Below are 21819 nucleotides of genomic sequence, written 5' to 3' on the forward strand. Positions count from 1 at the left end.
TCGCGACGAGTAACGACTTCGTTATGCGTCAGGTCGCCAGAGGCAATGCGGTCGACAATCGCCAGGGTTTCCTGCAACGGACGCGTAATCTGACGCGTGATGATCACCGCAGCCAGAATGCCAAGGACCAGCACCAGCAGGATGCAACCGATCTGCAGGCTACGCGCCTGAGCGGTATCGTCATCGCCAAGCTTCATTTGCAGGTCGTACAGCTCATCGCCCAGCTTGACGATGGTTGCGCCCTGCGTGGTCAGGTCCTTGCGCACGGTTGCAGCTTCGACGGTTGTGGCCTTGAAGGCTTCGACCGAACTGCGATAGCTGCGCAGTCCGTTCTCCAGTTGCGCGACTCTGGCCGCGCCAAACGTGGATTTGAGGCTGTCCAGATGCTGGATGGCGGTGTCCAGTTGCTGGAAGGCGGCCCTTTCTGATTTGTCGTCGGGCTTGCCGGTGTAACCACGTACCTCATAACGCACCAGCGTCAGGTCCTGCCGAGCGGTGTTCACCCACTGGACCTGATCGAAGCGCGCCGGGTCCGATGGGTCCATCTGCAAAACGGCACTGTTAAGCGCATCGATCGACTGTGTGGCCGTCGTGGCATTGGCGATCATCTCGGCACGCACTCTGGCGCTGGTCTGGTAGACCCCACGCATCTGGTTCAACGACGCTTCATAAGCGCGAATGACGTCGGTGAGCTGGCTGAGAGGCTTGACGTTGACCGGGTTGGTGAACGTGCCAAGCAGCGATTGCTGGTGCTTCTTGAAGGTATCCAGCTTGCCCTGCATGTTCTGCGCTGCGGTTTCGTCGCCATCGGTCAGCATGTATTGCAGACGGGCAATGCGCAGGTCGGTCAGTTTGTTACCGAGTTGGGTGATGTCACCGATTCTGTCGGTGCGGTAGATGAGTTTGTCGAGGCTGGTCCAGCCGACGAGCGCGAGTATGGCAGTAAAAAAAAGGACCGCCCCAAAGCCCAGGGCCAACTTCATGTTGACGCTGATGTTCGCAAAGCTGCTGTTCATGCAATCTCCTGAATATGCTTTTTATGCGCAACGAAAGAGCTGAAGATTTGTTTTTATGAACAGCAAACCTGCGCGCCAGAGCTATCGGCCGGTATCAGGCATAACTTGACCAAAAAGACAGAATCAGCGGCAAGAGCGCTGATTCAGGGAGATTCGCTGTGCGTCGACACAGCGATTTGACGTGGCAAATGGGGAAGCGCGAGAAGCCGCCTCCCACAAAAGCGTGTTCGTTCAGCAGAGAACGTTTATTCAGCCTAAATCACGCCCCCAGCTTGAAGCGCGACACCACCGAGCGCATTTCGCTGGCGACACGGCCCAGTTCGCTGGCCGTGGTGGCGTTGTTCTCGATGCCCTGCATCAGCGTTCCGGAACTGGTGCGGATGCCCATCACGTTGCGGTTGATGTCTTCGGACACGGCATGCTGTTGCACGGCGGCGCTGGCGATCTGGGTGTTCATTTCCACGATCCGCTCCACGCCCTGACTGATGCTCGACAGACTGCCCGAGGCTTCGCCAGCGGCACTGATGCACGCCTGTGCTTTTTGCTGACCGGCCTGCATCTGCTGCACGGCAGCCTCGGTCGCACCCTGCAACTGCTGGATGATGTTGCGGATTTCTTCGGTCGACGACTGGGTACGCGACGCCAGCGTGCGCACCTCATCGGCCACCACCGCAAAGCCACGGCCCTGCTCACCGGCACGCGCCGCTTCGATGGCCGCGTTCAATGCCAACAGGTTGGTCTGGTCGGCGATGGTGCTGATCACCTGGATCACGCCACCAATCGACTGGCTGTGCAGCGCCAGCGCCTGGACTTTCTGAGCGCTGAGTTCCACTTCCTCGGCCAGCGCCTGAATGGTCGAATGCGCCTGATGCATGACACGCAGCCCAGTGCGCGACGCCGCGTTGGCTTCGTCAGCGGCCAGCGCAGCACCTTCTGTGTTTTGCGCGACGTCGGCGACACTGGCAGTCATTTCATTGATGGCGGTCGCCACCTGTTCGGTTTCGGCCTGCTGCGCGTTCATCGACTCCTTGGCCAGACTGATGGAGTTGCCCAGACGCGCAGCCACTTCGGACAGCTCGTAAGAGGTGCGATCCATGTGCGAGATGGAGCCGGAGAAGGCTTCGGCCATGAGATTCAACCCTGTGCCGATATCGGCCACCTCGTCCTGGCTGGTCACATTGACACGTGCGCTCAGGTCACCGTCAGCCAGACGGCGTGTGACGTCAAGCAAACCGTCGATGGCCAGACGCAAGGCCTTGTAGATGCTGCAGAACGCATAGAGCAGCAAAAGGCCCATGATCACGCACATGCCGATGACGATTTCGCGTTGCAGCAGCAGTGCGTCGTAACGTGTGTCCAGTTCGCCTTGCAGCGATGTCTGGATTTCGTCCTGTGCCTTGTAGAACCCAGCAACCACTGCGTTGCCACGAGCACTGAACGATAGCCCTTGTTGAGCCGACAGGGAGGTGCCCGATACATAAGCCTTGAGGTCATCGCGATAGCTGTCCATCGCGGCAATGGCGGCTACGACCGGCGCGTTGACGCGTTCAGTCAGTTCAGGCGCACGACGCTTGAGCAAACGAATACTCTGTTCCAGTTCAAGACGGGTTTGCGCTTCCTGTTTGAACAGGCTGTCGAGCGAGCCTCGCATGGCGGGGCTCAGATTCTGGCCGGTGCTCAGGGCGGCAGATATTCCGCGGATCTGCCCGGCCATATTGATCTGGCGCGGCATGCGGATGGTGCTCAGGTCGATCAGAAACAGCGACGCATAGTCTTCATCCAGCACCAGCCCGGACGTGGCCGACAGGTAATAAATGAAGTTGAGCGTCTGGGTCAGTTGCTCATTCCACTGAGCGAACGCTTCATCCGGCGATGCACCAGGCTTTACGCCATCCATGATGGTACGAGCGCTGTCACGCAGGCGTTGCACGCGGTTTTCAGTCTCCAGAGTGCGGCCCTGGCGAGCGTCCATGTCAGCCAGATTGGCGAACGCCGTTTCCAGTTGAGCGCGATTGGCAACAAAGTCTTGAGTGGCCGAGGTATCACCCGTCAGCACGCGGTTGGTCAGTGCGCGCTGCAGCATGGAAAGGCGCAATACCGGTGTCACAATATGCAGGTATTCACGACCCACACGCTCTTGCGCGACGGTGTCGATACTTGCGTTTAGGCTGTTGAACACACGCATTCCAAGCACAAGCAGCGGAATGACGATGATGATGGCAAGGACAGTGAACTTGGCAGGAAAACGCAGGCGGTTGGTCAGGTAGATACCGGGCGACAGAATATTCATATCGTTCTCTTTATAGTAAGGGGGCCTGATCCGGCTGAAAGAACTCCCTTCTTTACGTCGCGACAGATGGCAGTAAGTCACGTTTACAAATGGGAGGGTGTACCGACCAAGTGAAGGCATTGTGACATCACTTGAGAGCTTGCCCCGATTGGTTAGTTCAATGGGGGTCATGCAATCTGATACCGGCCTATCGGCGTGCTGGCGATAAACGTGAGGAGGGGAACCCGACAAAAACCGAGCATTTGTCAACGTACCGAACCACCACCTTGTGTAACTCACTGTTTCCAGTAGTTACCGGCGGGAAAGCAGTCGTGAGGGATTATTCGGAATCGCCTCTGGCGCCGTCCCGATTCTTTTTGAAACCCCGGAGATTGATGACGCAGAGACCTGCCTGGAGCACGATCAGCGCATAGGCATGAGCGTGGAGACCCCAAATGATCCAGAGGAAGTTGCTGAAGATGAAGCACCAGAAGGCGAGCATGCGCCTGGCAGGTCGTTGCGACCCGATGAACCAGGCTGCCAATAACGTCACGGCCATTGCGGGCCACTGAATCAGATCGATCACATCACCTCCATCCACCATCGTGCGACATCGAACCTGCACGCTGGTGAACGTCTATCACCTACTCAGCCATCTAACCTTACGCCCGTTTCCACTCCACATTCGAAAGCCCCAGTTTCTCGGCCTGAGGTTTGCTCAGCTTTGGCACCCTGTCGGAACGGTACTTGGGAATCGCGCCAAACCCTGCATCAACCGTCGCCCAATGCCAGGCTTCCTGATTGTCCATGTCGACGGCCCTGATGTAGAAGGTCTTATAGCTACCGTGCAATAAATAATCGATCCGGTAGTGTTTTTCATCAGCCATTTTGTTACTCCTGCTTTGTCCACTCGCAAAACAGATCGTGCTCATTTCAAAAAATTCCCAGTATTTTAGAACCTGTTTTAAGCAATATCATATAGCCATGACTCGAGTGCGCTCATCTGGATTAAAACGAATCAAGTTGATTCATAGTTATTGTTAATAAGTGCAAAAAAGTCGGTGTCCCGGGAGGGTTCCCTTCAACAGGATGTACTCTCCGTCATCCGGGGCTATCCGCCGTTTTTTCAAACTTTCTCACCGACAGGTGGGAAATAACGAAATTCTATTGAACTCGGTTTTTTCAACCATTCATCCCGTCACTGCATAGTTTTGAGCAACGTTCTTCGCCTCGCTCTTTCATAACCCATGACTGCACCGCATCGTGTTCAACCCGTGGACACATGCTTACCGAAAGAGTCAGCCTGAGGAAATGATATGTTCATACATAACAAGCGCCTTCAGTACACCGTACGTGTAGCCCGTCCGAACCCGGGGCTTGCCAACCTTCTATTGGAACAATTCGGCGGCGCGCAAGGCGAGCTTGCCGCAGCAGGCCGCTACTTCACCCAGGGCCTGAGTGAGGACGATCCAGGTCGCAAGGATCTGTTGATGGACATCGCGACAGAGGAACTGAGCCATCTGGAGATCGTCGGCTCCATTATCGTGATGCTCAACAAAGGCGCCAAGGGCCAGTTGGCAGAAGGTATCGAGGAAGAAGGCGAGTTGTACCGGTCCCTGAACGGCGCTGGCAATGACTCCCATATCACCAGTCTGCTGTATGGCGCCGGGGCGCCGCTGGTCAATTCCGCAGGTGTGCCATGGACAGCTGCCTACATCGACACGATTGGCGAGCCGACCGCAGACTTCCGCTCCAACATCGCTGCCGAGGCACGAGCCAAGATCGTGTACGAGCGTCTGATGAACGTCACGGATGATCCGGGCGTAAAAGACGCACTGGGCTTTTTGATGACGCGCGAGATCGCTCACCAACTGTCCTTCGAAAAAGCCCTGCACGCCATCCAGCCCAACTTCCCGCAAGGCAAGCTGCCTGGCATGCCCGAATTCACCAACAAGTACTTCAACATGTCGGGCGAGCCCAATGTACGCGGTGCCTGGAACCAGGGCGGCGAGTGGGAATACGTCGAGTCGCCACAACCGGCAGTGGATGGAGGCGACGGTTCGGCTTCGGTGACGTTGAGCGCCGACGACGCCCAGGTTCTGGAAGCGATGAAAACCCGGACGATGTCCGATCCTGAGGCCAATCCCATTACCGGCGCGGACCTGGGATCAGGATTTGTACAAGGCAAGGAAAGTTGATAACAGCGCATTCAACCGTTATTGAGGATGAGCATCATGAAAACAAACCGTACACGTGTCACGACGAAGATAGAGATGGGCAACGCCGTCTTTGATAAAGGACTTCAATCTTTTGATGCAGAGGCACGTCTGGCCCGTCGAGGTTTTCAAGTAGTGATGGCCACCAAAGTTTTCGGTGTTGCGTCGCTGCTGGATAATAACTTACCGAGTCGATAACGCTGCCATCACGATGAACGGCCTCGTTTAACGGCGAGGCATGTTCAAGTCAATAAAATAACCGGCCTTGCGCCGGTTTTTTATGGATCAAAAGAAAAGTTATTAATGGCTGATCAGGAACCGTATCAAATAACCGCATGACGCAGTTCCTCAACAGAGGTCCCGGTCATGCGGCATCACTGCAAACGTTACTGTTTGGCAGCGTCACCGCCGTGAGCGGCGGCCAGTTTTTTGGCTTCTGTCAGATGCTTTTCCAACGTCGGCAGTGTCTTTTCTGCAAACGCTTTCACATCAGGGTCGGTCCCTTCAGCCGCCTGTTCCTTGAACAGTTTGATGGTTTGCTCGTGCGCCATGACCTGATTGTTTGCGTAGGACCTATCAAACGACTCGTCGCGCAAATCGAGAATCATCGCCTTCGCCTTGTCCATCAGCATGGCGTCGTCCGCCACTTCAAGCTTTTTGGTTTGAGCGATTTTCTTCAGCTGCTCATTGGCTTCTGTGTGTTCTTTTATCATGTGCTCGGCGAATGTTTTCACATCCGCTGAGGCGCTTTTCTGTTGGGCCATTTTGCCCGCTTCAACCTCTGCAATGCCTTTGGCAGCAGCGTTATCTACAAAGTCTGCGGAGTCATCAGCGGCCAAGGCCACCTGCGAACCCAGCGACAGCATCACAGCAAGAGCGCTCATACGAAAATAGTTGGTCATTTTCGGTCATCCTTTTTTATGGGCCAGATACGTCGTCGATGACGACACGACTTTTACGACCCCTCTCGAAAATCTGCGTTCAGCCTTTTTGACCGTCGGCCTGCGCGCCGTCAATCAAGTTGCAACTGGTCGGGTGACATGTCGGTTTTTCGGAACGGGACTACGCCTGCTCTGTCCACAGGCAAGTCACCGGGCGGCAAACAGCGCGTCCCGAGAGAACAATAAGGACGGCAGGTTCAAGCATGAAGATCGTCGAAGACGTGGTGTCTTATCTACACAATGAAAAGTTGTTACTCGTCACTGCCGAATCCTGCACAGCAGGCGAGATCGTCACGCTGCTGGCACAGATTCCCGGCAGCGGCTCGCGGATCGAGTGCGGCTATGTGGTGTATTCCCCCGAGGCCAAACAACGTGTGCTCGGCGTCAAACCCGAGACCATCGAGCAGTTCAATCTGACCAGTTGCAAGGTCGCTCGGGAGATGGTGAAAGGCGCGCTGCATGAAAGCCCTGCAAATGTGGCTGTCGCGACCACGGGCATCTGCGGTCCTGACGATGTGGACGGCATACCCGCCGGAACCGTCTGCTTCGCCTGGGGTTTTGTGAAGGACGGGCAGCAGCACATCGTCAGTCTCCAGCATCGCTTTCAGGGAGACAGGGAATCGGTCCAGCATCAGGCGGCGTTATACGCGCTTGAGCACATTCCGGCGTTTCATCGGCAATGCAATTGATTCGACCAGCAAAACGCCACCCATCGGCCACAGACAAAAAACGCTGAATTTTCCAAACGGCCCGGCACTCTTTTTTCAATAGAACAACAGAAAGTCTCGTGCGACCGCTTCTCTCGTGACTCTCAACTGCCGAGGTACGATTTTTATGACGTCTCTTCAGCTGATGACAGGTAACACTGTCGTCAAACCGACTGTAGTGGAAGAAGAATCAAAGGCTGTCTATCAGTCCTTGTTGAGTGAGAGCACTGACGAGTCGCGGCACGAGGCAGTCGCTTTTCTTGAACACTGCCTTGCGATGGCAGACCGGGAAAATTGCGAGTTGCCACCGCAGCCGGAAGCGCTCGAACACTGGATCGAGCAGAACGTCGGCCAGGTCGCCGAGCAATACGCGACTTATCTGGAGCAGCGCCGCTCAGGTCAGCCGCGCCGTTTCTTCAAGAACAAAGCCCATGCGATGTATTTCATCCAGCAGGTCGCGCCCACCAAGCTGGTCGATGGCGCCTGGCTGTATGGTCTGCTGCCGCACTGGGCGGACTACCGTTTTCACGGGCTGATTCGCACCTACCTCGAAGAGCTGGGCGATGGCGAGCAGGCGCAGAATCATGTGTCGCTGTACCGCAAGCTGCTGGCCGATCTGGACTGCGACACCAACGTACCGCTGCAAGACGAAGCCTACCTGCAAGGCGCCATCCAGCTGGCATTGGGGCACTCGGGCGATGAGTTTCTTCCCGAAGTGATTGGCTACAACCTGGGTTATGAACAGCTGCCGTTGCACTTGCTCATTACCTCGTTCGAATTGAACGAGTTGGGCATCGATCCTTACTACTTCACCCTGCACGTGACGATCGACAACGCCAGCACCGGCCATGCCCGTAAAGCTGCGCAGAGCGTCATGGCGCTGTTGCCGATGGGCCAGGAGCGTGACGCGTTCTACCGTCGGGTCGCCAGCGGCTACAAGCTCAATGAGCTGGGCATCGGTTCATCGGCCGTCATCCAGTCGTTCGATCTGGAGCAGGAAGTGATCGCCATGCTTGAGCGCAAACGCACCTTCGGCCAGCACATGCATTCCGACTACTGCCGCCTGGATGGCAAGACCGTCAACGAATGGCTCGCCAGCCCCGATCAGATTCCCGAGTTCCTCGGCGTTCTGGAAAACCGTGGCTGGATCAAGCGCCACGAAGACCCGATCCATAGCCGTTTCTGGCAACTGTTTGAAGGTGTCGGTGCACCGATGTTCGGCGTGTTCAACGGCTACGAAAAACAACTGGTGCACGATTGGATCGCCGGTGACTGGCTTCCAGACGGCAGCGCCCAGCCCAGCACAGGCAAGCGTCTGCCCGAAGCGTTTCGTTCAAGGTTCCGCAACTTGCCGGGCAGCGGCCAGCCTGTTCCTGCACAGGCAAGTGATGCCGCAGCGGACGCCGATCCGGACGTGCGCGAACTGCACCTGAAACTGGAGTCCGTGGCTGCAACGGAGAAGATGCCCTTGCTGATCGAAAGCCTGTCGCCCGCCCGCCATTCGAGCGCCGCAGGTCTGTACGCCACACGCCTGTTCGTCTCGCACATGGCCGAGCGCATGACGGGAGTTCAAGCATGAGCCTGACCTTGCCGGACCGCACGGCACTGGCCACCCTCGCCCAAAAACTGGCGGCGGGCGGTTATCGCTTCATCACCCCGACGCCACTCACTCACCAGCGCGTCAACGAACGCCCGGAAAATCGCACGGCCCTTTCGCTGCGTGATGTCTTCGGCTGGAGCCGGATCATTCCCGAGTCCATGCTGCCAGCCTCTGAAGCCCAGGGTCTTCTGGAAGCCGGGATTCTGCAGCGCAGCGAGGACGGCCTGAAAAGTCGGGTCAGGTTTTCGAGCCTGGATGATCTGCTTTTGGTGCATTCCGCTTACCCGACTCACGATGAAGATTCGGTATTTTTCGGGCCAGACACGTACCGTTTTGCACAGTCAATCAAGGGCCATCTGCAACGCACATCGCACTCTATAAAACGCGCGGTGGACATCGGTTGTGGCACGGGTGCAGGCGCGCTGCTCATTGCACAGGCGCGTCCTGATGCGCAGGTTCACGCGGTGGATATCAACCCCAGAGCCTTGCATTTTGCGCAGGTCAACGCCGCCATCGCGGGCATTGAAAATCTGACGTGCAGCCATAGCGATATCCTCACCGGCCTGACTGACAGCTTCGACCTGATCGTGGCCAACCCGCCCTACATGAAAGACACCCAGAAACGTGCTTATCGTCATGGTGGAGATTCGCTGGGTGCGGACCTTTCAGTGCGTATCGTGCACGAATCCATCGACCGCCTCGCCCCCGGGGGTTCGCTGCTGCTGTATACCGGTGTCGCCATGACCGGCGAGCGGGATCCGTTTTTCGAAGCCGTAAAAGACGCTATCGATCACGCCGAACTGACCTGGACGTACCGCGAGCTGGACCCGGATGTGTTCGGCGAAGAATTGCTTGAGGAAGGTTACGAAGAGGCCGAGCGTATTGCGGCGGTCGAATTGATCGTGACACGCCGAGGCTGAAGCAAACTTATCCACAGCCTGAAGCGGTCTTTGGAGCCTGATATACCCACACGATGCCCGAACCCTGTTCGGGCATCGTGCTTTCAGGGCATCGAAAAACGTGGACGAACGGTCGCTAAATGTTATGTTATAACACTTGCACCTTCCTCAAACGCAGTTTCCCTGAGCGACCCGCCCTCCATGATCCGCTCCTTTTCACGGTCCAGAACCGCAGCCGCCAGCCTGTGTCTGCTGGCAGGCAGCAGCGCCGCTTACAGCAACGCTTCAGAACAGATAGAGCTTGCTCCGTCCACGATCAGATCCACCGCCAACGAGCAAGAAAGTAACGCTCTGGACGCCGTGACCGGTGCCGGATCACGCCTGCAAATGACAGCCTTGCAGACTCCGGCAAGCACCAGTTCGCTTGATGGCGATGAGGTGCGCAGCCGGGGCGACGCCAACGTGCAGCAAGCCGTGGCGCGCAGCCCGGGCATTACCGCTATCGGTACACCGGGTGATGGCGGCACAGCGTTGTCAGCTCGAGGTTTTACGGGACAGGGATCGGTAATGCAGCTGTATGACGGCAGCCGCATGTACAGCGCCATGGGCACTGTCACGATGCCGGTTGATACGTGGGCAATCGATCGCATCGAAGTACTGCGCGGCCCGGCTTCGGTGCTCTACGGCGAAGGCGCGACGGGTGCGGTGATCAACGTCATTCCCAAGAAACCCTTCGAAGGCGAGATCCAGAACCACCTTCGCCTGGGCTACGGTTCTTACGACAGCCGCCAGGCGGCACTCGACAGCGGCGGCTCGTTGTCCGATCAGGTGAGCTACCGCTTGAACATCAACCAGCTGAACAGCAACGGCTGGGTGGATCGCGGAGATTCGGCCAGCACTTTCTTCAGCGGAGCATTGCGCTGGCAGGCCAGTGACACCCTGTCCTACACCCTCGCCCACGACGGCGGCAGACAGCGCCCGATGAATTATTTTGGCGTGCCGATGATCAACGGCCGTTACCACGAAGGTCTGCGGGACAAGAACTACAACATCCAGAATGACGTGCAACGCTACGACGATCAGTGGACGCGGCTGACCACTGACTGGCAGATTTCCGATCAGGTGACATCATCCAACGAGCTGTATTACCTGACATCGCACCGACGCTGGCAGAACGCTGAAAACTACAACTGGGATGCCGCCACACAGCAACTGTCGCGCAGCGGCTATTTCAGCATCAAACACAATCAGGAACAGGTAGGCGATCGCCAGACCTTCACGTTCAAGCACAGCCTGGCAGGCCTTGAAAGTCAGAGCGTACTGGGCATGGACGTCAACCGCATCCGCTTCAAGCTGACCAACAATTCGCCGTATGACGACGTAAACCCGGCCGGCGATCCGATCGACATCGAAAACCCCGCATCCGGCCGTTTCCAGAGCGCGTCGCCCTACTCCGAGCTGTTCAAAAGTACAACTCGGCAGCTGTCGGTCTTCGGTGAAAACCGCACCCTGCTGACCGATCAGTTATCAATCATCACGGGCGTACGGCGCGACTACGTGAATATCGAGCGCAACGCGTTGCGTGACGACAGCCACACCGAAAAGGACTTGATCGGCAACAACTGGAAAGTCGGCCTGGTCTACGCACTGACCCCGACCAGTTCGACCTACGCGCAATACTCGACCAGCACCGACGGCGTCGGCAGCCTGGTTTCACTCAATCCGGGCCAGCAGCAATTCGATCTGGCCACCGCCCGGCAATCGGAAATCGGCTTCAAACAGGCGCTGTGGGATGAGCGTCTGGAATGGACGCTGGCCGCCTACCACATCGTCAAGAAGAAGCTGCTCACCACTGATGCCGGCAATCCTGATCTTACCCAACAGGTAGGCCAGCAGTCTTCCAACGGACTGGAGGCGAGCCTGGAGCTGCAATTGCCGCAGGACTGGACGCTGACCGCCAACGCAGCCTTCGTGCGTGCTCGCTACGATCAGTTTGATCAGAGCGTTGCGGGTGTGGCCGTGTCGCGTGACGGCAACGCACCGGTCGATGTGCCGAAACGCACGGCCAACCTCTGGCTCGACAAACAGCTCGGCAGCGCGCTGCAGATCGGCGGCGGGCTGCGCTATGTCGACAGTCGATACGCCGATATCGCCAACACCCGTGAGCTGCCCGCCTACACCGTGGCTGACGCCAGTCTTTCGTGGAAAGCGCTGCGCACTACCACGCTGGGTCTGCAGGTGCGCAATCTGTTCGACCGTCAGTACGCGGCCAGTCAGTACAACGAGGGCCAGCAATGGATCCTCGGGGAGCCGCGCTCCCTGTACGTCACTGCGGACATGAGTTTCTGATGCTTACCCTGAAGAACCTGGCTTGGGCGCCGGAACAAGCGTCTGTCTGCGACCACGAACACTTCGCCCTCAAGGACATCGACCTGCAGATTGCCGCAGGCGAGTTCGTGGGGCTGATCGGTCCCAATGGAAGCGGCAAGACCAGTCTGCTGCGCTGCGCGTTCCGCTACAGCCGCCCGCACAGCGGCAGCGTCACGCTGACCAACCATGACATCTGGAGCCGCAGCCCGCGCTGGTGCGCGCAGCATGTAGCGGTGGTTGCTCAGGAGTTTCCCGACGCCTTCGGCCTGACGCTGCTGGATGTCACGACGATGGGGCGCGCACCTCATCAGGGGTTTTTCGCAGCGGACAGTGCCGAAGACCGCGCCATCGTTCAGCAAGCGCTTAAAGCCGTCGGGCTGGAAGGTTATGAACAGCATCGTTTCGACACGCTGTCCGGCGGCGAAAAGCAGCGCTGTCTGCTGGCCCGTGCATTGGTCCAGCAACCGCAATTGATGGTGCTGGACGAGCCGACCAACCACCTCGATCCGCGTCATCAACTCGAACTATTGGGGCTGGTCAGACAGCTCGGCGTGGCGACGCTGGCCAGCATTCATGACCTGAACCTGGCGGCGGCATTCTGCGACCGGTTGTATGTGGTGCATCACGGTCGGCTGGTTGCCCAGGGCACGCCCTGGGACGTACTGACCCCGGATCTGCTGCTCAGCGTGTTCGGCGCCAAGGCGCTGGTCGATTGCCATCCTCTGCGTGATTACCCACGCATCACCTGGATTCCCTGAAATGAAGCCTTTGTTGAACTGGCTGACCCTGGCCGCACTAGCGATCAGCCCGATGGTGCACGCGCAAGCCACGAACTATCCGGTCACCGTGCAAAGCTGCGACCGCTCGGTGACATTCAACGCTGCGCCGCAACGCGCGGTCAGCAACGACGTCAACCTCACCAAAATAATGGTCGCGCTGGGCCTGCAATCCCACATGGCGGGCTACAGCGGCATCACCGGATGGAACAAACCCGATCCCGCGCTGCTGCACGATCTGGGCACGCTGCCCGAGTTGTCCAGTAAATACCCGTCCGTGGAAAACCTGCTCAACGCCAACGCCGATTTCTATTTCGCCGGCTGGAACTACGGCATGCGGGTCGGCGGCGATGTCACGCCGCAGAGCCTCGCTACGCTGGGCATTCAGACCTACGAGCTGACCGAATCCTGCGCGCAGATCATGCCTCGCGCCGAAGCAACGCTGGATGACGTGTACAACGACCTGCTCAATCTGGGTCGCATATTCAATGTTCAGGACCGGGCACAAGCGCTGGTGGCCGACATGCAGAGCAGGGTGAGTCGGGTCCACGAGCAACTGGCAGACAAAGCGCCTCCACGAGTCTTTCTGTACGACAGCGGCGAAGACCGGCCCATGACTGCCGGGCGTCTGGCCATTCCGCAGGCGCTGATCAACGCAGCGGGCGGACGCAATGTCATGGGCGATGTCGCGGCCAGCTGGACTCACGTGAACTGGGAGTCGGTGGTGCAAAGCGATCCCGAAATCATCGTGATCGTCGACTATGGCGAAGTCAGCGCCGCACAGAAGCGGCAATTTCTGGAAAACAACCCGGCCCTGCAATCCGTCGATGCGGTTCGCAACAGGCGCTACGTCGTATTGCCCTACGTCGCCGTCACACCGGGCATCGATAACGTCGCAGCCATCGAGACTCTGGCGGCGGCCTTTCACGACGTGGCGCGATGACCCTGTCGCAGTGGCTCACGGAACGGCGGAGCCGCTACACCGGTTTGCTGATCGCTCTCACAGTTGTGCTGCTGATCTCGTGCCTGGTGTCTGTCACCTTCGGCGCAGCGCCTGTGCCGTTGGAGCAGGTCATCGGCATCCTGACGCTCAAACTGTCAGGCGTCGGTCATGAGCCACACCTCTGGACGGCAGGACAAGAGACCATCGTCTGGCTGATCCGTATGCCCCGTGTGTTGCTGGGCGCTCTGGCAGGCGCAGGTCTGGCGCTCATAGGCTGCGTGCTGCAAGCCGTGACCCGCAATCCGCTGGCCGATCCGCATCTGTTGGGAGCCACTTCGGGCGCCACACTCGGTGCCGTGATTGTGGTCATGCACGTCGGCGAAATCCTCGGCATGCTGACCTTGCCCCTCGCCGCATTTGCAGGCTCGCTCGCCAGCCTGATCCTGGTGCTGTCGCTGTCCAGTCGAAACGGCCGCCTCGACAGCCAGCGCCTGCTGTTGAGCGGCGTCGCCGTGTCGTTCGTCATGATGGCCATCGCCAACCTGCTGCTGTTTCTGGGCGATCACCGCGCCAGCTCTTCCGTGCTGTTCTGGATGCTGGGCGGCCTTGGCCTTGCTCGCTGGGAACTGCTGCCAGTGCCATCGGTGACCGTGCTGGCAGGCTGGATATTGCTTCAGGGACTCGGCCGCGCGTTGAACGCCCTGATGGCAGGCGATCAGACCGCCGTGAGCCTGGGCCTGCAAGTGCGCAATGTCCGGTTGCTGGTGTTCCTGATCGCCTCGCTGATGACCGGCGTACTCGTCGCCCTGTGCGGCTCCATCGGCTTCGTCGGCCTGATGGTGCCGCACATCGCCAGACGCCTCGTGGGCTCGGAACACAGACGGTTGCTGCCGGTTGCAACGCTGCTGGGCGCGCTGCTGATGGTCTGGGTGGACGTGGTATCGCGCACGTTGATTGCGCCTGAAGATCTGCCCATCGGGATCTCGACGGCGTTGCTGGGCGGGCTGTTTTTTATTTTTATGATGAGGCGGGGTTGAGGCAGCGGCTCATCAAGAGGGCCTGCGACGATTCCACCTCATTACCGCAAGCGTGCTCCATTGTTTAAAGATGAGTCGATGAACCAATAACAGAAAAGTATGACTATGCGGCAACACCACGACTCAATGACGCTCACGCCAGAGCCCGTTCAGGGCTCATCAGGTGCTCGGCTAGTTCCTAGCCAAAGGCCACCACTTAATAAGCCTCACTCATACCGCCCATCAGAACTGAGAATTGGTCAGTGCGCGCCCGGCTGGGTAACACTGAAAAAAAGAGGAACCTGTCTGATGAATATAGTGACTGCTTTTGCTCTAAGTCTGGCAACCGGTTTTGCAGTTCCGTTACAGGCGGGGACCAATGCAAGATTGGGCGGCGCCCTGGGACATCCTTTATTGGCGACTACGGTTTCATTGATCGTCAGTCTGATCGCCGTGATTGGCGTGATGTTGATTTTCAAGGTCCAGCGTCCGGGCCTCATGGCGCTGCAAGGCACGCCCTGGTGGGTCTGGCTGGGCGGGATAGCTGGCGCTTTCTACATAACCACTGCCCTGTTGATGGCGCCAAAGTCCGTGCTAAACCGGACCTGCGCCTGCGTCTGCGCCCGACTCAGCCGGCGGGGTCTCGATGAGACGCCACCTGTTCGACCTGTTCGCGTAGCCACTTATGGGCAGGGTCTTCGTTGAAGCGGTGGTGCCAGATCTGCACGAACGGAAACGGCGGTATGGCCAGCGGCGGGCTGAGCTTGATCAGCGTGTCGTCCACCTCCGCCTCATCCAGCGTGCGGGTGGCGACGGTGAGGATCAAATCGGTCTGGCTGATCATCCGGGGCGCCGTACGCCAGTGCGGCACGCTGACAGCGATGCGCCGATGCAGACCTTGAGCACGCAGCAGGTTATCGATCTCGCCGATGCTTCCATCCATGGACACGGAAATGTGTGGACGCATCAGGTAACTGTCCAGGTCGAGCACGCCATTGGATGGCAGCGTCTTGCGGTCGAGCAGGCACGAGAATGTCTCTTCGAACAGCGTGGACTGGGCGATGTCGGCGGGCAGACCGGGAAACACGCCAAGCGCCAGATCGATCTTGCCCTGAGTGATCTGCTCAAGCATGCCGGGGCGGCTGCCCTGCGTCACGACGACGGTGGTGTTGGGAGCCTGCTTGCGAATGCGCACCAGCAGCCTGGGCAACACGATGGCTGCACCGTAGTCGGACATTGCCAGATTGAAGGTACGTTGCGAGCTGGCAGGTTCGAAGGCAATGGAGTTGCCGAACAGGGTCTCGATCTGGCTCAGCACTTCCTTGACGGGCATCTGGATGTTGAGCGCCAGCGCGCTCAGGTACACCTCGTTGCCCTTCCTGATCAGGATCGGGTCGTCGAGCAGGCTGCGCAGTTTGCTCAGGGAGTGGCTGATTGCAGGTTGACTCAGGTGCAGACGCTCGCCCGTGCGGGTGACGTGCTTTTCTGTCAGCAAGGCATCAAGCACCACCAACAGATTCAAATCGATGTTGCGCAACAAGACATTCACCATCCATGGCCTTCCAAACCCGAGGGGTTTCTTTGTCTCAAAAAAGGAGAGCGACACATGCCACGACTCAACAGGATCATTGAGACGGCGCTCTATGTGAAAGATCTTACAGAAGCCAAGAATTTTTACTACAACACGCTCGACCTTGAAGTCATGGTTGAAAGCAGCGTACTGGTCGCCCTGAACGTCGGAGGTCTGAACACGCTGCTGCTGTTTAAGCGCGGTACCTCGCTGGAAACCAAACACTTGAGCGGTGGGGAAATTCCGCCACACGATGCGAGCGGACGCATACACGTGTGCTTTGCTATAGACGCCCGGGAGATGGACGCCTGGGTGGAACGTCTCGATCAGGCTGACGTGCCCATAGAGGGCCGTACGGAATGGCCAAAGGGCGGATCGAGCATCTACTTCCGCGATCCGGACGAGAACCTGATCGAGCTTCTGACCCCTGGCTGCTGGCCAATCTACTGAACCATTGAGTCAAGGATGAACGTTGATGATTTACGTCGGTGCAGTGAAGCGCCATCCCTATGTGCTGATCGCCCTCAGCGGTAGCACATCCGCCCAAGCCATCGTAAGGGCCTCACGCATCCGCCTGCGTCCCATCCTGATGACCACAGCCGCAATGGTCGTGGGCCTTATCCCATTGCTGTTCGCATCAGGCGCTGGCGCCAACAGCCGCTTCGGCCTGGGTCTGGTGATCGTCATCGGCATGATGACAGGGACCTTGTTCACGCTGTTTGTACTGCCTGCGATTTATACGGTGTTGTCGCAGAGGGGCAGATCGGTGGGTGAGGGAGCTGCGGGTGAATTGAGTAGGGTGTGATTTTTTGGAGCGGGGGGAAGTTGGCGCCTTCCTTTGGCTGGCTGCTGTTGCGACGCCAGAAAAGCCCGCAGTTTATCGTCCGGCAACGCGAGCTGGCGGCCGAGCCTCCCGGTACCTATTTGTTGCACCCATGCTCAGCGGCTTTCTTGAGATAGCGGAGTCTTTCCTGTCCATCGTTTTTCCTCGACATTTGAGTTGCATAGCTCATATAGAAATTGGCGCGAAAGCTTCTCTCGTCGATCCAGACAATCGGGTTGCTGCGAGAGCGACTGCCCTTATCGCAACTTGGCCTCATCGCGGGTTGTGGGTAATACTTGCCGTACAGCGTTTCATCGTCAGGTAAAGCATCGACGAGCGCCCGGAATTCAGGTGTTTTAACCTCATCGAAGCAGTACGAAAGCATCTGCAAGCCTGCCGGGGTAAAACTCTGGCTAAAGCTAGACCTGAGGAGGGTGCAGACTTTCTCGGCAGCCTGCTGGCCAGATTCGAAATTCGAGACCATCACGGCCAGTCGATACTGTGCAGCCGGGTTGAGTTCCTCGGCAGAACGCGTGAGCAAAGGCAATGCTTCTTTTAGAAGTCCCTGGAGCTCGGTTTTCACTTCCTCTCTTTTTTGATCCGGGAATTTTTCGTTGGCGGACAACTCGTCCCGGACACTGAATATTTCATTGTTCAGCTCATCAATCTTTTCCAGAGAAGGTAACGCTTTGAAGTAGAGCGATTCGCCTTCGGCGGACAGATTGAGTTCGGCAGCGTTTGTGATCGCTGAGAACATACAGACAGTCGCTAGAAAAGCTTTGAGGAAAATGCTTACCACTGGGGAACGTCCATTTTCATTTTCGTTGGGATTGCGACTCTAGCTGCAACCCTGTGTAAGTTGCTCAGCCGAGCAGTCGAGAATTGGGCATGGGAGGACGCGAAACAGAACACGTCCTCAGCCCTTTTTTTGCTGCTGGGCCTACCTTCAGGCTGCCACGCTGAGAGACCGGTGCCGTAATACATCCAGTAGAACAACACCCGATGACAACTACACAGATTCCCGGCGCGCCGATAAGCGGAAAGCCCAAAAATAGTGGAGGCACGGCCATTTTCGGTTAATATTTTCTGAGCGTTCGACGCATATTTTAAGAAAATCTTGGCTCGGTTAAGAAAATCTGGTCAGAGACAGGGGAAAACAATGGGGAATCTGGTGGGTTACGCCCATTTGATCAATGTGATGGGCCTGAAAGCTATCGGGGTCAAGAAACCTGCACTCGTTCAACCAGTCACACGCATTGAGCGGATCAGCGGCGCGCTTGCAGTGCCGCAGGCGGTTGCACCGGAGGCTGGGGATTTTCTCGCCCACATCATCTTTGCGCTCAAACATGAGGGCGTCAACCTCTCTATTTTGGCGCAGGCTCTGCCTCGTATTGATGGTCGACTACTTGTCGAGGCCATAACTCAATCTCCCAGCAGCGGCTATCTCCGCAAAGTCTGCTTCCTCTGGGAAGCCTATTCAGATCTTTTACTCGACTACACGGACAAGCCTCGGGGTCCCGGCGTCCTGCTGTTTGATCCTGAGCGGTACATCACGGGCCCATCTGTGCGAAACAACCGCTGGCGCGTGGACTTCAATGGGCTAGGGACGCTCCAATATTGCGCGACGGTAGAACGCACGCCTGAGGTCCAGGCCTTGCTTGAATACGACATTCTAGGGCGTTCGAAAGAGTTCATTGCTTCCTTGCCTAAGGAAATGATGGATCGCGCCATCAACTGGGCTTACCTGAGCGAAACAGATTCCTCATTTGCGATTGAAAAGGAAGCACCAAGCCAGCAGAAGTCAGAACGTTTTGTTCAATTACTGCGCCAGGCACATGACCGCCAGCCGCTCACCGAAGACTACTTGGTCTCTCTGCAAAACAATGCAATTTCCCAACAACTCGAATGGGCGGTGGCCTTCCGGCATGAACAAAACCATCTGACCAACTCCTTTCGAGGAGCGGCGGGGGTCACCTATATACCCCCTCCTCCAGATCTTTGCCGGGAGCTGATGGTCGAACTCATGGCCTTCGCAAACCGTGCTCCCTTGGAGCTTGACCCGCTGGTGGCCGCCGGCATTGCCTCATTCGGATTTGTCTTCTTGCACCCCTTCATGGATGGGAATGGGCGACTGTCGCGCTTCTTGATACACCAGGCATTGTGCTGCAGCGGTGCGCTGGAGAACGGTTTGTTACTTCCTGTCTCCGTCGCCATGAAACGAGAGGAGCAACGCTATTTAGAAGCTCTGCAGAGCTTCTCGAAACCTGCACGGCAATTCTGGGACGTTCGTTGGATCGATGCCGACAACATGTCGCTTAACTTCACCGGCGACCCAAGCCTATATCGCTACTGGGATGCGACTGAGTGTGTGGCCTTCACGCTGGAAATGGCCAAGCGGGCATTGGAAGTCGAACTGAGGGAAGAAACCGAGTATCTGCAACGATACGACACGTTGCTCAAGGTGGTTAATGACAACTACGACGTGCGCGGTAGCCTCTTGAGTAAGCTGATTATGCAGTGCTTAGATCAGAATGGGGTCGTATCAAAGGGTCGGCGGAAGCAATACAACGGGTATATCCAAGAGGAAGTTTTCGACTTCCTTGAAGGTCACGCCCAGGCCCTACTGGCAGAAGCTTACGCAGAGTCTGACGACGAATAGTCCAGCGACCAGTTGACCACTACAAAGCGAAGCCGCTAATCCGAACCAACGGCTTGGTCCAGAAACAGAAAACCCCCGTATTTTCGGGGGTTTTCGAGCTGTTTCAAACTTTAATAGGTTGTGGCAATCTTTATTCTGAACAGCCACCTGATGTCCGGCTTCTGTGGATAACTACTCCACCGTCACCGACTTCGCCAGATTCCTCGGCTGATCCACATCCGTCCCCTTCAACACGGCCACGTAGTACGAAAGCAGTTGCAGCGGAATGGTGTACAGAATCGGTGCCAGGGCGTCGATGATGTGTGGCATGGCGACAACGTGGGTGCCTTCGCCGTTTTTCATGCCGGCCTGTTCGTCAGCGAATACCACCAGCTCTCCACCGCGTGCACGGACTTCCTGCAGGTTGGATTTGAGTTTTTCCAGCAGTTCGTTGTTCGGCGCGACGGTGACCACGGGCATGTCGGCGTCGACCAGCGCCAGCGGGCCGTGTTTGAGTTCGCCGGCCGGGTAGGCTTCGGCGTGGATGTAGGAGATTTCCTTGAGTTTGAGCGCACCTTCCATGGCGACCGGAAATTGCGCGCCGCGACCGAGGAACAGGGTGTGGTGCTTCTCGGCGAACAGTTCGGCGACTTTCTCGACGGTGGTGTCCATCGCCAGTGCTTCGCCCAGGCGGGTTGGCAGGCGGCGCAGTTCATCGACCAGTTGCGCTTCGACGCCCTCTTCCAGCGTGCCTTTGACCTGGCCCAGCGACAGGGTCAGCAGCAGCAGGGCGACCAACTGGGTGGTGAATGCCTTGGTGGACGCTACGCCGATTTCCGGTCCGGCCTGGGTGAGCAGAGTGAGGTCGGATTCGCGCACCAGCGAGCTGATGCCGACGTTGCAGATCGCGAGGCTGGCCAGAAAGCCCAGCTCCTTGGCGTTGCGCAGGGCAGCCAGGGTGTCGGCGGTTTCACCGGACTGGGAGATCGAAACGAACAGGGTGTCCGGCTGGACCACGACCTTGCGGTAGCGGAATTCGCTGGCGACTTCGACCTGACACGGAATCCCGGCCAGTCCTTCAAGCCAGTAACGCGCAACCATACCGGCGTGATAGCTGGTGCCGCACGCTACGATCTGCACGTTGCGCACCTTGACGAACAGCTCGGCAGCCTGTGGACCAAAGGCATGGACCAGCACCTGCTGCTGGCCGAGGCGACCTTCAAGCGTACGCTGCACGACCTTGGGCTGCTCGTGGATTTCCTTGAGCATGAAGTGGCGGTATTCGCCTTTGTCAGCGGCTTCGGCACCTTCGTGGTATTGCACGACTTCACGCTCGACCGGCAGACCGTCGACGCTCCAGATCTGCACGCTGTCGCGACGGATCTCGGCGATATCGCCCTCTTCCAGGTACATGAAACGGTCAGTGACCTGACGCAGTGCGAGCTGGTCGGAGGCGAGGAAGTTCTCGCCCAGACCCATGCCGATCACCAGCGGACTGCCGCTGCGTGCCGCCAGCAGACGGTCCGGTTGCGCAGCGCTGATCACTGCCAGTCCGTAGGCACCGTGCAGTTCCTTGACCGCAGCTTTCAGGGCCGCCGCCAGATCGGGCGTGTCCTTGAGCTTGTGGTGCAGCAGGTGAACAATGACTTCGGTGTCGGTATCGGACGAGAACACGTAGCCCAGAGCCTTGAGCTGTTCACGCAGGGCTTCATGGTTTTCGATGATGCCGTTGTGGACAACTGCCAGCTCGTTGGCCGAGAAATGTGGATGAGCGTTACGCTCGCAGGGCGCGCCGTGGGTGGCCCAGCGGGTGTGGGCGATGCCCAGACGACCCACCAGAGGTTCGCCGGCCAGAGCCTGCTCGAGTTCGCTGACCTTGCCGGAACGGCGGCGACGCTCGAGCGTGCCTTCGTTAGTGAAAACGGCCACGCCTGCGCTGTCATAGCCGCGGTATTCAAGACGCTTCAGGCCTTCGAGCAAAATGGCCGTGATATTACGTTCGGCGACTGCGCCAACGATTCCACACATGGTTCTC

The 21819-nt window shown here is 57.8% G+C and carries 19 protein-coding genes and 3 pseudogenes; 13 read left to right on the top strand and 9 right to left on the bottom strand.

What is annotated here, in order from left to right; genetic code table 11:
• Nucleotides 1–5: 5 nt before the first annotated feature.
• The 5 genes and pseudogenes from CFBP1590_RS28780 to CFBP1590_RS27230 all read right to left on the bottom strand — a co-directional run.
• Nucleotides 6–1016: pseudogene (locus tag CFBP1590_RS28780) on the bottom strand (methyl-accepting chemotaxis protein); the annotation flags it as partial.
• A 259-nt stretch (nt 1017–1275) separates the two neighbouring features.
• Nucleotides 1276–2145 carry a methyl-accepting chemotaxis protein gene (locus tag CFBP1590_RS28675; protein WP_371321582.1) on the bottom strand — a complete coding sequence of 290 codons (870 nt, stop codon included), beginning with the start codon at nt 2143–2145 and terminating at the stop codon, nt 1276–1278.
• Nucleotides 2146–3477 (bottom strand): annotated as a pseudogene (locus CFBP1590_RS28680) (HAMP domain-containing protein); the annotation flags it as partial. It abuts the gene before it with no gap.
• Between the two features lie 148 nt (nt 3478–3625).
• Nucleotides 3626–3889, bottom strand: coding sequence for a hypothetical protein (locus CFBP1590_RS27225; protein WP_029244192.1), 264 nt, complete (start codon nt 3887–3889; stop codon nt 3626–3628).
• Nucleotides 3890–3947: 58 nt separating this feature from the next.
• Nucleotides 3948–4172, bottom strand: coding sequence for a DUF6555 family protein (locus tag CFBP1590_RS27230; protein ID WP_004882389.1), 225 nt, complete (start codon nt 4170–4172; stop codon nt 3948–3950).
• 429 nt (nt 4173–4601) lie between these two features.
• Between CFBP1590_RS27230 and CFBP1590_RS27235 the strand changes: the two genes are divergently transcribed.
• Complete coding sequence (locus tag CFBP1590_RS27235) at nt 4602–5483, top strand: manganese catalase family protein (RefSeq protein ID WP_029244194.1); 882 nt, start codon at nt 4602–4604, stop codon at nt 5481–5483.
• Between the two features lie 36 nt (nt 5484–5519).
• Nucleotides 5520–5699, top strand: a complete 180-nt coding sequence (locus CFBP1590_RS27240) for a hypothetical protein (protein WP_029244195.1) — start codon at nt 5520–5522, stop codon at nt 5697–5699.
• A 188-nt stretch (nt 5700–5887) separates the two neighbouring features.
• Here the strand turns inward: CFBP1590_RS27240 and CFBP1590_RS27245 are convergent, their stop codons facing one another.
• Nucleotides 5888–6403, bottom strand: coding sequence for a DUF4142 domain-containing protein (locus tag CFBP1590_RS27245; protein WP_004882392.1), 516 nt, complete (start codon nt 6401–6403; stop codon nt 5888–5890).
• A gap of 242 nt (nt 6404–6645) precedes the next feature.
• Between CFBP1590_RS27245 and CFBP1590_RS27250 the strand changes: the two genes are divergently transcribed.
• The 8 genes from CFBP1590_RS27250 to CFBP1590_RS27285 all read left to right on the top strand — a co-directional run bounded on the left by CFBP1590_RS27250 (nt 6646) and on the right by CFBP1590_RS27285 (nt 15458).
• Nucleotides 6646–7131: a CinA family protein gene (locus tag CFBP1590_RS27250; protein WP_029244196.1), complete on the top strand. Its 486-nt coding sequence runs from the start codon at nt 6646–6648 to the stop codon at nt 7129–7131.
• A gap of 145 nt (nt 7132–7276) precedes the next feature.
• Nucleotides 7277–8728: an iron-containing redox enzyme family protein gene (locus CFBP1590_RS27255; RefSeq protein ID WP_029244197.1), complete on the top strand. Its 1452-nt coding sequence runs from the start codon at nt 7277–7279 to the stop codon at nt 8726–8728.
• Nucleotides 8725–9669 carry a methyltransferase gene (locus CFBP1590_RS27260; RefSeq protein ID WP_029244198.1) on the top strand — a complete coding sequence of 315 codons (945 nt, stop codon included), beginning with the start codon at nt 8725–8727 and terminating at the stop codon, nt 9667–9669. The genes CFBP1590_RS27255 and CFBP1590_RS27260 overlap by 4 nt, the downstream gene beginning before the upstream one ends.
• Nucleotides 9670–9849: 180 nt before the next feature.
• Nucleotides 9850–11997: a TonB-dependent receptor gene (locus tag CFBP1590_RS27265; RefSeq protein WP_231991800.1), complete on the top strand. Its 2148-nt coding sequence runs from the start codon at nt 9850–9852 to the stop codon at nt 11995–11997.
• Nucleotides 11997–12776, top strand: coding sequence for an ABC transporter ATP-binding protein (locus CFBP1590_RS27270; protein ID WP_058430812.1), 780 nt, complete (start codon nt 11997–11999; stop codon nt 12774–12776). Before CFBP1590_RS27265 ends, CFBP1590_RS27270 begins: the two co-directional genes overlap by 1 nt.
• Nucleotide 12777: 1 nt before the next feature.
• Complete coding sequence (locus CFBP1590_RS27275; RefSeq protein ID WP_029244201.1) at nt 12778–13737, top strand: ABC transporter substrate-binding protein; 960 nt, start codon at nt 12778–12780, stop codon at nt 13735–13737.
• On the top strand, nt 13734–14774 hold the full coding sequence (locus CFBP1590_RS27280) for a FecCD family ABC transporter permease (RefSeq protein WP_029244202.1): 1041 nt from the start codon (nt 13734–13736) through the stop codon (nt 14772–14774). Before CFBP1590_RS27275 ends, CFBP1590_RS27280 begins: the two co-directional genes overlap by 4 nt.
• 288 nt (nt 14775–15062) lie before the next feature.
• Complete coding sequence (locus CFBP1590_RS27285) at nt 15063–15458, top strand: DMT family transporter (RefSeq protein ID WP_080922216.1); 396 nt, start codon at nt 15063–15065, stop codon at nt 15456–15458.
• On the opposite strand, the gene CFBP1590_RS27290 is transcribed toward CFBP1590_RS27285, so the two are convergent.
• Nucleotides 15382–16305, bottom strand: coding sequence for a LysR family transcriptional regulator (locus CFBP1590_RS27290; protein ID WP_029244203.1), 924 nt, complete (start codon nt 16303–16305; stop codon nt 15382–15384). The two genes, CFBP1590_RS27285 and CFBP1590_RS27290, sit on opposite strands and share 77 nt — an antisense overlap.
• Nucleotides 16306–16359: 54 nt before the next feature.
• Here CFBP1590_RS27290 and CFBP1590_RS27295 point away from each other — a divergent pair, with 54 nt between their 5' ends.
• Both CFBP1590_RS27295 and CFBP1590_RS27300 read left to right on the top strand, forming a co-directional pair.
• Nucleotides 16360–16773 carry a VOC family protein gene (locus CFBP1590_RS27295; protein WP_029244204.1) on the top strand — a complete coding sequence of 138 codons (414 nt, stop codon included), beginning with the start codon at nt 16360–16362 and terminating at the stop codon, nt 16771–16773.
• 88 nt (nt 16774–16861) lie between these two features.
• Nucleotides 16862–17128, top strand: a pseudogene (locus CFBP1590_RS27300) (efflux RND transporter permease subunit); the annotation flags it as partial.
• A 115-nt stretch (nt 17129–17243) separates the two neighbouring features.
• Here the strand turns inward: CFBP1590_RS27300 and CFBP1590_RS27305 are convergent.
• The gene (locus CFBP1590_RS27305; RefSeq protein WP_231500921.1) at nt 17244–17903 is read right to left on the bottom strand and encodes a hypothetical protein; all 660 of its coding nucleotides are present in this window, start codon (nt 17901–17903) and stop codon (nt 17244–17246) included.
• A gap of 402 nt (nt 17904–18305) precedes the next feature.
• Between CFBP1590_RS27305 and CFBP1590_RS27310 the strand changes: the two genes are divergently transcribed.
• Entirely contained in the window at nt 18306–19805 is a 1500-nt protein-coding gene (locus CFBP1590_RS27310) for a Fic family protein (protein ID WP_029244206.1), read from the top strand.
• Between the two features lie 171 nt (nt 19806–19976).
• Here CFBP1590_RS27310 and glmS read toward each other — a convergent pair whose 3' ends face one another.
• A complete protein-coding gene (gene glmS / locus CFBP1590_RS27315; RefSeq protein ID WP_029241172.1) occupies nt 19977–21812 on the bottom strand; it encodes a glutamine--fructose-6-phosphate transaminase (isomerizing) in 1836 nt (611 codons plus the stop codon).
• Nucleotides 21813–21819 lie beyond the last annotated feature (7 nt).

Origin of the sequence: Pseudomonas viridiflava, assembly GCF_900184295.1 — a bacterium.
In the GTDB taxonomy this organism is placed as follows: domain Bacteria; phylum Pseudomonadota; class Gammaproteobacteria; order Pseudomonadales; family Pseudomonadaceae; genus Aquipseudomonas; species Aquipseudomonas viridiflava.